This window comes from Glaciimonas sp. GNP009, assembly GCF_054343755.1.
Genome location: NZ_JBTGUV010000004.1, coordinates 4,822,289 through 4,836,020, shown reverse-complemented (window position 1 = coordinate 4,836,020; position 13,732 = coordinate 4,822,289). Strand labels below are relative to the sequence as shown.

General features: G+C 47.4%; 15 protein-coding genes. 8 read left to right on the top strand and 7 right to left on the bottom strand.

Features of this window, described 5'->3' with window-relative positions; translation table 11 throughout:
• Positions 1–49: 49 nt before the first annotated feature.
• Positions 50–829: a peptidylprolyl isomerase gene (locus ACXX82_RS22275; RefSeq protein ID WP_322238497.1), complete on the top strand. Its 780-nt coding sequence runs from the start codon at positions 50–52 to the stop codon at positions 827–829.
• A 127-nt stretch (positions 830–956) separates the two neighbouring features.
• Here the strand turns inward: ACXX82_RS22275 and ACXX82_RS22270 are convergent, their stop codons facing one another.
• Together ACXX82_RS22270 and ACXX82_RS22265 are read right to left on the bottom strand one after the other, a co-directional pair.
• Positions 957–1,658: a hypothetical protein gene (locus ACXX82_RS22270; protein WP_458563724.1), complete on the bottom strand. Its 702-nt coding sequence runs from the start codon at positions 1,656–1,658 to the stop codon at positions 957–959.
• Between the two features lie 342 nt (positions 1,659–2,000).
• Entirely contained in the window at positions 2,001–3,221 is a 1,221-nt protein-coding gene (locus tag ACXX82_RS22265; protein WP_458563723.1) for a patatin-like phospholipase family protein, read from the bottom strand.
• Between the two features lie 321 nt (positions 3,222–3,542).
• Here ACXX82_RS22265 and ACXX82_RS22260 point away from each other — a divergent pair, with 321 nt between their 5' ends.
• Positions 3,543–3,770 (top strand): H-NS histone family protein, encoded by a 228-nt coding sequence (locus ACXX82_RS22260; protein WP_322238491.1) that lies wholly within the window; start codon positions 3,543–3,545, stop codon positions 3,768–3,770.
• Positions 3,771–4,100: 330 nt separating this feature from the next.
• Positions 4,101–4,799 (top strand): HAD family hydrolase, encoded by a 699-nt coding sequence (locus ACXX82_RS22255; protein WP_322238489.1) that lies wholly within the window; start codon positions 4,101–4,103, stop codon positions 4,797–4,799.
• A 90-nt stretch (positions 4,800–4,889) separates the two neighbouring features.
• Here the strand turns inward: ACXX82_RS22255 and ACXX82_RS22250 are convergent, their stop codons facing one another.
• Positions 4,890–5,444 carry a hypothetical protein gene (locus ACXX82_RS22250; protein WP_323507624.1) on the bottom strand — a complete coding sequence of 185 codons (555 nt, stop codon included), beginning with the start codon at positions 5,442–5,444 and terminating at the stop codon, positions 4,890–4,892.
• A gap of 105 nt (positions 5,445–5,549) precedes the next feature.
• Between ACXX82_RS22250 and ACXX82_RS22245 the strand changes: the two genes are divergently transcribed.
• Entirely contained in the window at positions 5,550–5,840 is a 291-nt protein-coding gene (locus tag ACXX82_RS22245; protein ID WP_322238485.1) for a putative quinol monooxygenase, read from the top strand.
• Positions 5,841–5,953: 113 nt separating this feature from the next.
• Here the strand turns inward: ACXX82_RS22245 and ACXX82_RS22240 are convergent, their stop codons facing one another.
• From ACXX82_RS22240 to ACXX82_RS24680, 4 genes are all read right to left on the bottom strand, one after another.
• Complete coding sequence (locus ACXX82_RS22240) at positions 5,954–6,598, bottom strand: class I SAM-dependent rRNA methyltransferase (protein WP_322238483.1); 645 nt, start codon at positions 6,596–6,598, stop codon at positions 5,954–5,956.
• Between the two features lie 719 nt (positions 6,599–7,317).
• Positions 7,318–8,175, bottom strand: a complete 858-nt coding sequence (locus ACXX82_RS22235; protein ID WP_458563722.1) for a hypothetical protein — start codon at positions 8,173–8,175, stop codon at positions 7,318–7,320.
• Positions 8,172–8,819 (bottom strand): DUF6084 family protein, encoded by a 648-nt coding sequence (locus ACXX82_RS22230; protein WP_458563721.1) that lies wholly within the window; start codon positions 8,817–8,819, stop codon positions 8,172–8,174. Before ACXX82_RS22230 ends, ACXX82_RS22235 begins: the two co-directional genes overlap by 4 nt.
• A 64-nt stretch (positions 8,820–8,883) precedes the next feature.
• Positions 8,884–8,940: a hypothetical protein gene (locus tag ACXX82_RS24680; protein WP_369124710.1), complete on the bottom strand. Its 57-nt coding sequence runs from the start codon at positions 8,938–8,940 to the stop codon at positions 8,884–8,886.
• Positions 8,941–9,812: 872 nt separating this feature from the next.
• Here ACXX82_RS24680 and ACXX82_RS22220 point away from each other — a divergent pair.
• From ACXX82_RS22220 to ACXX82_RS22205, 4 genes are all read left to right on the top strand, one after another.
• Positions 9,813–10,625 carry a ParB N-terminal domain-containing protein gene (locus ACXX82_RS22220; protein ID WP_458563720.1) on the top strand — a complete coding sequence of 271 codons (813 nt, stop codon included), beginning with the start codon at positions 9,813–9,815 and terminating at the stop codon, positions 10,623–10,625.
• Between the two features lie 192 nt (positions 10,626–10,817).
• Positions 10,818–11,417, top strand: a complete 600-nt coding sequence (locus ACXX82_RS22215) for a LysE family translocator (protein WP_322238473.1) — start codon at positions 10,818–10,820, stop codon at positions 11,415–11,417.
• A 138-nt stretch (positions 11,418–11,555) separates the two neighbouring features.
• Complete coding sequence (locus ACXX82_RS22210) at positions 11,556–11,945, top strand: YunG family protein (RefSeq protein WP_458563719.1); 390 nt, start codon at positions 11,556–11,558, stop codon at positions 11,943–11,945.
• Positions 11,946–12,311: 366 nt separating this feature from the next.
• Positions 12,312–13,553, top strand: a complete 1,242-nt coding sequence (locus ACXX82_RS22205; protein ID WP_458563718.1) for a tyrosine-type recombinase/integrase — start codon at positions 12,312–12,314, stop codon at positions 13,551–13,553.
• Positions 13,554–13,732 lie beyond the last annotated feature (179 nt).

Genomic DNA, 13,732 nt, shown 5'->3' with positions numbered 1-13,732 from the left:
ATTCTGTTTTACTCTTCTACAACTCCCCCATTCTATTTAGGATTCGAATATGACTTTTAAACCTGCTCGCTTGTTGGTGGTTCTTTTTGCTGCAGCTGCATTACCTGCTTTGGCCCAAAACGTTGCCGTAGTAAACGGCAAGGCAATTCCATCTTCACGTGCTGACTTAATGGTTACGCAAATGGCGGCACAAGGTGGTCAACCTGATTCTCCGCAGTTGCGCGCAATGGTTAAAGACGAGTTGATCAATCGCGAAGTATTGATTCAGCAAGCTGAAAAACAAGGCCTTGGCAACAATCCAGATGTAAAAGCGCAAGCCGATATCGCCCGTCAGTCAATCCTGATCCGCGCATTGGTCTCGGATTACATCAAGAAAAACCCAGTTAGCGATGCTGACATCAAAGCCGAATACGACAAATTTAAAGCAACTGCTGGCGACAAGGAATATCATGCTCGCCACATTTTGGTCGATAATGAAGCAGATGCAAAAGCCATCATCGCTAAGTTAAAAGCTGGCGGAAAGTTTGAAGACCTGGCTAAGCAATCAAAAGATCCAGGCTCAGCAGCTAATGGCGGCGATTTAGGTTGGGCAACACCCGTTTCTTTCGTCAAACCTTTCTCGGATGCGCTAGTTGCTTTGAAACCAGGTCAAGTTACTGATACACCGGTCAAAACCCAATTCGGATATCACGTAATCCAACTGGAAGAGTCACGTCCGGCCAAGATCCCAACATTGGCAGAAGTGAAGCCGCAAATTACTGAAGCGCTGCAACAGAAAAAATTGCAAGCATATCAACAGGAACTTCGCGCAAAAGCGAAAATTCAATAAGTCTTGCTATATTGCTCTGCCTAAAAAAACGCTCCTTGGGGCGTTTTTTTATTGGCGAGCAACTTTAGGCGTTGAAACTACGGTCAAGTATAGGGACGAATCTCGTGCCTTAAAAACCTTGCGTAAATCACTGCGCCATCCGAAAATTAAGCGCAGGTTCATAAGTAATGCGTAAACGAAAGTTACTGTACCAGCTTATTTTTGCATCGTTATCTCTTGGTGGAGTTTGCGCAGAGAACTCGGATCGCGGCCCGGTAAGAACAAATCCAAAATTATTTCGACGCATACTTATCCAATCACGTACCTGATCAGACACCACTACGCTGATGGTTTCGCCTACCGGTAAAAGCATAGAATAATCACACAGCATTTTGGAAGAGAAAATTTCGGTTCCCATACAAAGCCTGTTCGCATAGGATATTGGGGTAGAAGTTTCCATTAATTTTCCATCACTGCGTGAGATCGATTTGGTGGTGTCGAGCCAAAATTCAGCGCTAGCAATAGCATCAAACTGACTAACGTCAAATTTTACGCCTCCTCTGAACACCGAAACACGCACGTCGTCGCAAGCAAAAGGTGGTTTTCCTGCCCTAAAAAAATCATCGTAACCGACCATGACTGTTTCTGCGGGGGCGGAAAAAGTTGTCGAGGGAGTCTTCCCTTCTCCGCTGCAAAAGCCGAACGAGCCACTATTTACCGTTGTACCAGTCGTGGCAATAAGCGGTTGTAAATCAACCGTTTTAAGCGTCACGGGAGCGCATCCCGTTAAAAATAATAGTATTAAATTAAATGCAGCGATGTTCATCCACGATATGGACAGTCGGTTCATTTTTCGACACTCCCCTTTGGTTAACATGTTAACCGTGGTCTTGGTTGCACCAAGACTCCCTTTTAATTAGCTACGGCTTACCTGCAATTGCCACGGCAACGCACTTAACGATCTTTCTGCGGTATAGGCCCAAAAACATCCATCACGTAACCAGAGCAACCTTTTATTTGTACTATGGGGATCGCGCAGGTCGACTTCTACATTTTGACGAAAACGTTCAATCAGCATTTCGATCCCACTATAGATCTGACCTATTCCCTTACAATAGTAAATAATTGTGAAAAATACTAGTCAAAAATATAACTTAATGAACTAAAAAAACACCCACCCCAGTGTGTTGCCTTACTTCTTTTGAACTAAGATTGAAAAGAGAAGCTGTTCCTCCTGTGACATTGAGGGCACTGGACGGGCATAAGGCGTGGTTATCTCATCCCACGGATGGCTACTTTGGGCGCGTTCGAATCCAAATTTTTCGATACGCGTCATCCATTCCTGATTAAATAAATCAGCCGCACCAGGTTCGTTTGCAAGTTCTGACGGGATCGACGTGTAACGCATCTCAAGTCGTAAGCCGGGTAATTCGGCGTTCACAGCACGCACCATATCTTTCATTCCGGCAAGGTATTGGAGTTGATGGGTCCAAAACATCAACAGGTTGCTACGACGGACGATGGACCGGCGACTGGATGGATCTATTGATACCGGGCGCGGATATGTCCACATATTTATAACTATCCAAATACGCACAGTAACCGGTTGCATTACGCCAGAAGTAACTAGACTCGCAGCTAGTTTTCGGTAACCATCAAAATCCAAAACCTGCAGTACGTTAGATACAATACCGCCATCTGCATGCAGGTGATCATCCAAGATTAACGGAGGGAAAATACCAGGAATAGCGGTCGTAGCCAGTAGTATCTGTTGCACCCGACGTTGCCCCTCTATTGGTGCCGCCAATTCTCGGCCGATGTCCCAAAGATGGCCAATTCCCAGATCAAAATCTGTCGTACCGATGATCAATTGCCTACCTTCAGAAAAGCGAGCCTGCAATCGCGCACTCATACGTCCGCTCATCTCGCGCTCAATCATCTGTCGATATAGCTCGGTCTTGACTAATCCCCCGGTTCGTCTTAACCAAAATAGCCAGTCAAACGTCGGAGCGAAATCGGTAGTGGCGTTGCGGTACAAGGCCGCAGCCTGGGATAGTGCTTCTGCCGTACCCAACAACGCAAACGGTGCCTGTAACCCACCAGTGCTAATTCCTGTCACCAAATCGAAGTCCGGCATAGAGCCATTGCTACGACTTTGCCATCCACGTAGAAAACCGATGCCGTAGGCACCGTGCTGACCGCCACCTGAAAGCAACAATAAGTCTAATGTATTGTCTCCTCGAGCAACATTGCGATGCACTAAGCCATCAACGATTGCGTCTATTTTGGCCTCGTATTGAGTACGCGCGACATCATCTTGCTCTTTACGTTGTAAAAAAGCCAAGGCGGGTCTGACATCAGGAGCAAACGGCAGTCCTACAGCAGCCAATAAACTAAGCAAAAATCGTATCATATAGAAAACCTTGTTAATAGCATCGTAACGACAGACAAATAAAGCGATCGTGTATTTTTAGAGGGAGTCGCCGGAGAGGGGCGAAAGGAATTTAAGGTTTAATTTTAAGATTATTTCACTCGCCTTTTTGATGCCACTGCCACGCCGTTCTATCTAACAAAAAAGACAAGCCTCCATCTAAAGATTGAATTTAATTACTTGAAGCAGACATATTCGATATTTCACGACAGAAATTTTACTCGGTTATTTGATCTAGCCTCTCGCTCAACCGCGTGGTTAATGTATACTTCGCCACTGAACAGCAGAAAGAAAGCCATAGAAATGTCTACATACAGAGAACTTCAAGAACAAATCGAACAGTTGCGCCTGCAAGCAGAAGAAGTCCGTCAGGTCGAACTCGCAGATGTCATTATGGAAATCAAAACCAAAATGCAGGAATATGGCATTACCGGGTCTGATTTGGGCCTGATGGGCAAAAAACGTGTAATGAAACCGTCACCGGCATCGATGGAACCAGAAGTACCGGCATCCGAAAATGCTGAAATGTAAATAGGCTAAGGTTGAACGGTTCCCCAAGCTGTTAATTGTGATATTCGCTTTCGTAGTAAGAATACATACGTTTGGCAGCTGAACGACCTGAAGACATTGCCCATTCCCAAAACCACGTCATCGCACGTGGTTTTTTTGACTGTATAAAAAACTGCATTTTATATCTACGCATTTGCCCCTCTTCCCGTGCTTCTATCAATCTGACAATACCAACTTCCTCCCCACGCGTTATTTACGTCACGCTCCCGTCATATTGTTTAGGTAGGGTTCGGACGGAATCATAGTAGTTATAAAAGCCGTATCGCCACCTTTTCATTTTATGGGTAACGTATGTACAACAATGACAAGCGACTCATTATTCTAGACGCGGATGGCACCACGATCGATGCGTTTAGCGCAATCGATAAGACCTTTGCACACCACAATATGGCAATTGGTGATGAAGAGAGTTTTCAGAAGCGACGCCATATTTTTAAATATCTGGGCGGGTTGAAAGATTTTCCATCGAATATAAAAAAACAGATCGGCAAACAAAGTCGGAAACAAATAATTCAAACGTTGACAGAAGTATATCGGGAGGAGGCGCAACTTTATCCCCATATTGCAGAGCTGATTCGAACACTGATCGCTGCGCCCGACGTAATAGTCGGACTAGTTACCCGTAACATCACCAACGAGCCAGAAGAAACGCTGCGACAACTTTTCCGCCGCCACGACGTTGATCTCGACGCGCTTGATTTTTTTATTCATATTCCGGTTCGCGAGGAAAAGAGGGTCGAATTTCGTGCTGCCAGAGAGCGTTTTAATATTAATCCGGCGCGTAGCTATATTTGCGGTGATGAAGAGAAGGATTTCTTGGCCGCGATCGATTCCGGGATGCATCCGTTTATGGTTTCGTACGGATTCGAAAGCTATAAGCGGCTTACCAAAAAATTTAAAGTGCCTGAAGAAATCATCTCACAGACATCAGCAGAGTTAAGCGAAAGGGTCCTACACGGACTGGGCTTGAATAACGTTTTGCAATGTTGATAGTCCTGGTCATACCAAAACCGAACGTCCGCTATTTTTGAGTGCCAAGGCAAGCATCAAAGCAAACTTTTTTAGTTGATTACTGTGGCATCAGCTTATCTGCAAAGATTTGCTGACCATAACATCGTCCTGAAAGGCAGTCGCTACGACGTCAGCGCCAAAGAAATTTTTATTCAGCGCTAACATCTCGACTATCCGTTGATGTCCCGCCGCATCATCAGGCATGCGCAAGATAACAGTCATATATCTGGACTGACTTTTAGTATGTTGGGTATGAGGAGATGATGCTGCAACATTGGACGAAAGTGTCACTTTCGGATGGATGGTAATGGCAGTCTTTTTATCATCAAACGATGCTTCGACTGAAGTACTCAACTGTAATTCTTTAGTCAATTCACCTTCTAAAACAATCACTGTAGTATGTGGTTCCGGCCACCTTTTTGCACCACCAACAACCTCGGGAAGACCGCCGGTTACTTCAAATTCTGTTGCAGAAATCTGCTCATAGTGGAACGGTTCCCAACCTGGAACGTTCATTTTACGTTTTGCTACGCTCTCCATCGCTTTAGCTGGCCCACGTCCATTGGCAAGCATGCCAACCGGGAGGAAGTCTTCCGCGCTTACAGCGGTTACATTATCACTCATATCAGACTTTCTCTATCTTGAAGAATTTGCTATTTTTACCAACACTCGTGCGCGTAAAACTATCCTGCTGTATCGTTCGATTCTCACCTTAAAAAAAGGAAAAAAATGTCTCAAATCGCCGTCGTATCGATCAATACCGCCAAACCTGGGCAAGAAAAAAAAATGGAAGCGGCAATGCGTGCATTAATAGCACCAAGTCAACGCGATCCAGGTTTTATTCAATATGACCTCCATCGCGACTTAGACGACCCGCGCACTTTCGTGTTCTTTGAAAGGTGGGAAAGCCGTGAACTGCTTCACCAACATTTTAAGGCTCCACACGTTATTGCATGGATTGCGCAAGCCGGTGAGTTGGTAGAGAGCAGCACACTGCGGATTATGGAGAATCTAGGTTAATTACGAAAACGCACTCAGCATAGGAATATTTCTCACTCTCTTCGCACCATCCGCCACAGGAGGGTGTGACTTGCACCGGTGTATGCGCGTCAAAGTACACAGCCGACACCTGTTTACCGATATTTACTTTTCTTCCCTGTCTTTATATCAATAGCAAAACGCACACCATTCTCCGTGAATTGAGTTTCATCTGGCGGCTCATCCCCCGCCAAGACACCGGATACGTTGAGCAAGCCTTCACCTTTTCGGATAAGCTCATCTGAGCGTTCATAGACATTCGGACAATCGGTTTCGGCCATCAAAGCCTTAACGATCGGCACCTTCCAGGCTTCCACGCCAGCGGCCTGAAATTCGCATATGAGGTAGCCGTTTCGACCGCCATACCAATCCACCAATAGTCCCGGTAATCCATCTTTTTCTGCCAATATCAGTCGCACCACATCGGTTGCAGCGCTATTTTTTGCACCCCTGGCGAGACTGCGCGTCGCAACAGCTGCTTTGATACGACGCTTCATAAATGCATGATCGACGGATTCGTTCTGATCGAAAGTCCAGACTCGCGCGCGAATTTCCGATTTCGGGCTATGTGCTGCGCGCGCCAAAAACTTGCCTGAAGACGAGTGTACCAGCGCTGTAGCGCCAAATTGCATATTTTCGCCAGGCTTTCCATCGATGCGCTCAATGGCAGAGGCATAAATCCAAGGCTGACGAACTAGCAGGCTTTTTTCCTTGCCTTGCTTTATGGTAATGACGAGCATAGTACCCATTCCCAGATGTAATATATAAGATGAAATTGAACATTAACGGTTGCTTGCCGAAGTTTCGGTCCGGCTATCGGGTCAAGTCCATAAACCGCATGACAGCATTAAGCGAATAAAAATGACTTCAACATGCATTCTAAGGCCAAAATTAACGTTCCCATTTTCCGGGAATGTTAATTAAATAGTCTCCATTAATGACAAAGGCGACGTTCAAAGGCCTTACACCTGACCTTCATTTCACGAACAGAAAATAAAGAAACTTGTTTTAGCGCCTTATTAAAGAAATCAAGCATAGCGGGAAAATAACTATCCTAAAATCCACTGTAGGAAACGGCCTCTCCAAAAACAAAAAAGCCCTGAATAATCAGGGTTCATGTTCGATAGTGACAAAAGCAGTCCACTTCAAACTATCAAATGGGTCACATTACTAGTTTTCAACTCTGCTTTTTTAAGTCAATAGCAATTAATTAGATTAATTTCATTTCCGCATTTGCGCCAATTCACCTGACGAAGGACAATCCTAGCGAGATGCTTGCCTTAAAGTTGAGAGCATGATTTTACACGTTTTTCAACCACCGGCGATAAGGATGCAGCGTATCTCCTTGCTTCCTGCGAGGTAATAAGTTCAATTTCGTCCGCCGCAAAGAGGAATCAATAGCCAGGCATACGCGCCAATCCCAAATCGTGCCTAGGATCAGCGAAAAGGTCACCCAGCTTTACGGTGCGATTTGCGGATAATCGTAGAGGATAATCGGCGAGGCCAGTATGGTATCAAATGTCCCTTCCTCACCAACTAGTACTGGCCAGACACCAATATTTTCACACTCTGCTACATTCACCGCGAGATCCGCAGGAGGATCAATAGAAGATACGAACCGACCATCCGATACCCGAAGAATCAGGTGACACGAGACTAACGCTCGCAGCGTTGCTGCATCGCGGCTAATACCACGCGCATCCGGCAACGGTGTCCAATTGGCGATTCTGGCGGTGATTCGGAAAACGTTATCGATCACTCGCTCGGCACGTATTCCTACTTCGCCGTTTATGCATCGGCGGTTACGTGCCAATAAACCTGCCACTTTACCTTGCGCATTACCTAACGGTTCCAATTCGCGATGCCCTGCTAATTCAAAGGGGGTTTTCCACTCCTTATATTCAGATTCACCCACCTCATCCAGGCAGAGTGGTTCGGTATTAATCTGGCGCTCAACCGCTTCCTGCCAGCTATAAAAATGCTGCCCGTCGATCGTCAGAACATCAACCGCACAATATGGCGGCTCGTCCTGTGGCCACTCCACCAATGGCGGCTTCAATTCTCCCGTCTCGCGCGCGGTTAAATGCAAGAACCCTGACGTGACCGTCAGTACCGTGTCGGGACCACCCTGCACAAGGCACTGAGTCTGAATCATCCATGGATCGGCACCATCATGAGCCATACAGTAATTGTGTGGATAAACGCCCCCGAAGGCCCAGCGCTGCCGGTTTTTCACAGAGTAGGCGCGGTAGGGATAAAGCATATAACCTTCATAAAGCACGGCGCTTACAACGCTATGAATAAACGAGGCATTCATGGCACATTCTCTTCAACGATATCCAATAGACTATCCAGCGCCTGCTCCCATGTCGATAGTCCATGCTGCCTCTTATATCGATAAAGCCGATCAAACTGATCGCGATCCAGACACAACCATGTGCCGTTGGGATAATAGCGATCCATCATCTCCTGCCACACCGAATCGGGCAGCAAAAATGTTGCCTCCTTGGTCCAGGCAATCCGGCTGATCTGGAGCCGATCATTTTCATCGCGATAAAAAACCGTACCGCTAAACTGGAACAAAAGTGGCACCTCACCATCTTCAAGCGCATAAAAGAATTTCACTGCGGCCACATTGAAATCATAGCTACATGGAACCGGCAAGTCCGCAATACAACTCCCTTCGAAACCAGGTATGAGCAAAGTGTTATGCGTCCACAGGAGTGGATGTGGCCCCTGTTTGAAACGCAGGGGATCGCCAAATAATTCTCGCAACCGTTCTTGCTCCCCCGGCCGGTAGCGCCGCCGTGGCGATTCGATCTGAATGTGGCACTGTAGGATGACATTCGCGACTCTCACGCTCGAAATAGCCGTGTTGATGCACAGTCTGCAATTAAGCAGCGGAGTGGCCGCAGAACGGACCGTCTCCGCGCCTTCCACCTGGAACGATAGTTCAGGCATGGAAACTCCTTTTCGATACGCGGACACCCGCCTGAAGGTCAAAAAAGAATTCACCGATAGCAACCTAAGCCTCAGTGCCTCCGATCAAGCCCTGCCAACGCCATGGGATGATGCCTGTCAAAGCTTGGCATTGGTCAATCGGTAACCGATAATATTAGTGTGCGCCCTGCGCACGATTGAATAACAGCGCCACCACATCCGGTTCCAGCACAAAAGTTGCTTTATCAATCTTGCTTCCGACCTCTGCCGAGGAAATACTCTTCCAATACCATCTTCCCGAAAATCGGAGCCTTGCTACCCCCTCGACCAAGCCCGTCAATTCAATTTTGATGCCCTATATTTCAACCTTTGAACAAAGTTGATGCCGAAATAATTATCAAGAATTCTATATTGGTTAAATATACAAAATTTTTTTCACTCATTCAAGAAATACTTAGGCTTCACAACACAAGAGTCGCCTTAGTTTGGAGGTTTTCTTCACTGTATAGTTACTCTCTGGAATCTATCTATTAATATATTTATCAACCTTTTTTCTAGAGGCTTTTAGCACGGCTTGAGATCATAATTACTAGTAATAATTTAACGCTTGTATATCTTTCAAACCCCATTCTTCACAGACCACCGTGAAAAATACCCATCAAAACTCGGACCAATAAATCAAATTGCAACGAATTTAAAAAGGATCGTCACTTCCCTATATTGATGCACAAGAAGTATCCATAACAATACGTATAAAAGTCGCATTACGTATTTACGCTGAATTTCAACTCTTCGCCGGAGCGGCTTTCAGTTAAGTATTTTTGCGCATTCGTTTTGTTTCAATTTCTCCCCTATTCCGGCTAGCTCGGCCAAACATATTCGTGGCGCTTCATACATCACTGTCCGTCAAGACACCGGGGCAGCTCAGATTTTTTTGAAATAATAGGTTGCTATGTGGCTTAAAATAGCGGCGTTGCGTACACTACCGCGCTATCATTTAATTTCGTCTTAACCATGACCATTAATATCAGCGAAGATCTCCGTGCTTATATCGATCCTTTAACCGATGACGAATTCGCCGCACTAGAACGTAGCCTGCTGTCCGAAGGCTGCCGCGACGCGCTAGTACTGTGGGGTGATCTTTTAATAGATGGGCACAACCGCTACGGTATCTGCCAAAAGCACGAAATTCCTTTTAATATTATTCAGAACCACACGTTTAAATCTATCGAAGATGTCCACATGTGGATGATTGATAACCACCTTGGGCGGCGCAGCGTATCGGACTTTCAACGCGGTGTACTTGCCCTGCGCAAGAAAGAGATCGTATCGACGCGCGTGGCACAGACGCAAGCCCAGCGCCCGCCCGATAAGATAGCTGGGGCAGATGTATTAAGCCAGCCAGAGGGCGAGCAACCGTTAACGCGGGAAGCCATTGCGCGTTCTGCGAGGGTAAGCAGCGCAACCTTGGCACAAATCGAAAAAATCCAAAAAACGGCTGCGCCGGAACTGGTCAGAGCCGTAAAGTCCGGTGAAATATCTATTAATGCTGCGGTGGCCGTAGCGTCCTTGCCTAGCGAACAACAGATAGCTGCTGTCGCTGGCGGCAAGAAAGAATTACGCGAAGCAGCAAGACAAGTACGTGAGGCACGACTACCGCCAAAGCCAGAACGAGAGACTCCGTCGAGCGACGCTTCCCCGGATCAAGTAGAAATCTACCGTTTGACGTTACTGGTCGCTGAACTTACTGAAGAGCGCAATGAATTAAAAAAGAAGGTGCAACACTTGACCATAGCACTTACGGAGGCGCGCAGCGAGCGAGCTTAGAAATAGGGTTAAGCATCTGTTAGGAGCAAAACGCGTAGCGTACAATATGCCGAAGTGGGGCGGGCAAGTCGAAAACTGACCATCACCAAAAACTGTTACGCTTTTCCTTTTAGCCAACAAACTGGCACTAAACGGCGATATTGATAATTGCAAACCGGCTCTGTCCAAGTTGCTTACCCCTCCAAGACTTTGATGACATCTGACTTCAACTTACCTATATTTGCGCTGAGCACTGCGGTCATACTACTGACGCCCGGACCGACCAATACCTTACTGGCCGCCGCCGGCCTGGAGCGAGGTGCGAAAGGCGCGTTGCCACTCATTGCATGCGAACTTCTCGGCTATCTCATTGCGATCTCGGTTTGGGGCGCAGTGCTCGCGCCCTTACAAAGTAGTTACCCTTGGGTAGCGATCTTGGCACGCGCCGCCAGCAGCCTCTACCTGATCTACATTGCGGTGATGGTATGGAGGGCAGCCTCCGTGCTGCAGACATCGGGACAACGATCGGTTGGCCCTCATTCCTTATTCGTGGCAACCCTTCTCAATCCCAAAGCACTACTTTTTTCGTCTGCGATTTTCCCCGTTCTATCGCCCAGCAATATGCAAATCTATTTTTCAGCGACGGCATTGTTTGTTTGCCTGTTGATACCTATCGGCATCGCTTGGACGATGTTCGGCGCAGCGTTAGCCAACGGGCGCTTGAAGTTTGCGGATCGCATCAAGTTGCAGCGCGCAACTTCATTGGTGCTTTGTGCATTCTCGGCATCTATCGCCTGGGCTACTTTTCATTGAAGTTATCCATTGGCATCGCTAGACGCCATACCAATAGTGTGACGGCAAAAAACTCCTTATCCTACCCGCCTATGGCGAAATATCCATGTCTAATACATTTTCTCTTATAGAGAATTTTCGTTGAATAGGAATTTTTTAATGAAACAAGACAAACAGAATACTTCTACATCGACGACATTTGAGACGCCACTTGATCTATATAGATCGATTTCGCGGGTATGGTCCGCAGACACTTCAAGCCCAACTGGGGCATGGTCACAATCAAATCCGGCGCAGAATCATTGCAGCATTACGTCTCTTGTCGTACAAGATCATTTCGGCGGTGGGATTCTTACCACTAAGACGCCTGGCGGAACGCACTTTTATAATCTAATTGATGGAAAAAAGTGGGATCTAACTGTCCACCAATTCGCCGAACCTGTGCCATATGACGATACACCGTCATCTCGCGATTCAGCGTTTGCCGATACTTCAAAGCAGAAATACGCACTTCTTACAGCTCGGCTCAAGCAATCTATCGGAGATTAGCTATTTTTATATCGATGCAAAATGGGTTGTTTTTTTGACCTTAAAACAGCATTTTCGATCAAAAAATAGGAGGGTTGCGAATACTTTGTATTAGTTGCGGACGTTTACGATAAAAGATGGCAAACACACATCCAAGCAATCAAACCCGCAAAACAAAAAAGCCCTGAATAATCAGGGCTTTATGTTTAAAACTGGCGGAAGCGGTGTCCGCCATTCTACGGTTTAATACCGTTCAACAAATGCCAACAATTCGTAATCCTCATAGAGGAAATTGAAATTTATAGTGTAACGTCGTTTATTCCAATACAATAGAATCTACGTTTCCCGTGTGGGTAGAGATGTGGGTAGGCTAAGGGGTAGGCAATCATGGCATTAAATGTAAACAAGCTTTCAGCCCTGGGCGTGAACAAGGCAACCAAACCCGGATATTACGGCGACGGCTCAGGATTGTGGCTACAGGTTTCACCCACCGGGACTAAAAGCTGGATATTCCGCTTCACCTTGGCGCGCAAGCAGCGTGAAATGGGATTGGGTCCGTTACACACCGTGGATCTCGCCTCAGCGCGAGCAAAGGCGAAGGAGTGCCGCGTGTTATTGCTGGCCGGCCAGGATCCGCTCGATTCCAGAGACGCCGCAAAGCTTGCGGCATCATTGACTCTTGCACGGTTGATCACCTTCGATCAGTGCGCAGCAGCCTATATTGCCGCACATCGCAGCGGATGGAAAAATGCCAAGCATGCCAGCCAGTGGGAAAACACCCTGGCCACCTATGCGTCTCCAATCATCGGTGCGTTGCCCGTCGCCGCCGTGGATACCGCACTGGTCGTCAAGGTGCTCAGCGCAATCTGGGCAGACAAGACGGAAACCGCAACCAGATTGCGGGGCCGCATCGAAAGCATCCTCGACTGGGCGACCACAAGTCGGCACCGTCAGGGTGAAAATCCGGCGCGCTGGCGTGGCCACCTAGAAAATCTGCTTGCGACGCCGAGCAAGATTGCACCGATCAAGAACCACCCCGCCCTGCCCTGGCAAGAAACTGGTGCCTTCATGGCGGCATTACGTCTTCGGGAAGGTATCGCCGCACGCGGTGTTGAGTTTGGCATTCTCACGGCGGCGCGCTCTGGTGAAGTGCGCGGCGCAACTTGGAATGAAGTGGATATGACGACGAAAGTTTGGACCGTGCCCGCCGAGCGCATGAAGGGCGGTAAAGAACATCGAGTTCCGCTATCGACTACTGCAATGGCATTGCTGCGCGCGACGCCGCGCATGGGCGCTTTAATTTTCCCCGGACGAGTTCAAGGTAGCGCGCTAAGCGATATGAGTCTGACGGCTGTTCTGAGGAGGATGGGACGTAAAGATATAACCGTGCATGGATTCCGCTCGACCTTCCGCGACTGGTGCGCCGAATCTGTAGCGAACGCGTTCCCGCGCGAAATCTGCGAGCATGCGCTGGCGCATAGCTTGCCCGACAAAGTCGAAGCCGCTTATCGACGCGGGGACCTACTGGAGAAACGTGTTTTGCTTATGCAAGCTTGGGCGGATTATTGCGGGAACATTCCGACTGCCGCTACCGTGACGCAAATTCGCGGCGCGAGTGTGCGAGACTAAAGCACTACTTGTAGGGGATAGGTATAACTATTTACTAGATGTGTAAATAGTTCTTGACGATCTTTAATCTCACGCGATAGACTAAAAATTAACGAGTTACCCACTCTCTAAAAGACCGGGCGGTGCCGCTTTCCGATAAAAGCGACTTGAATTGAGGAGCACTTACCGTCTAGCATCAT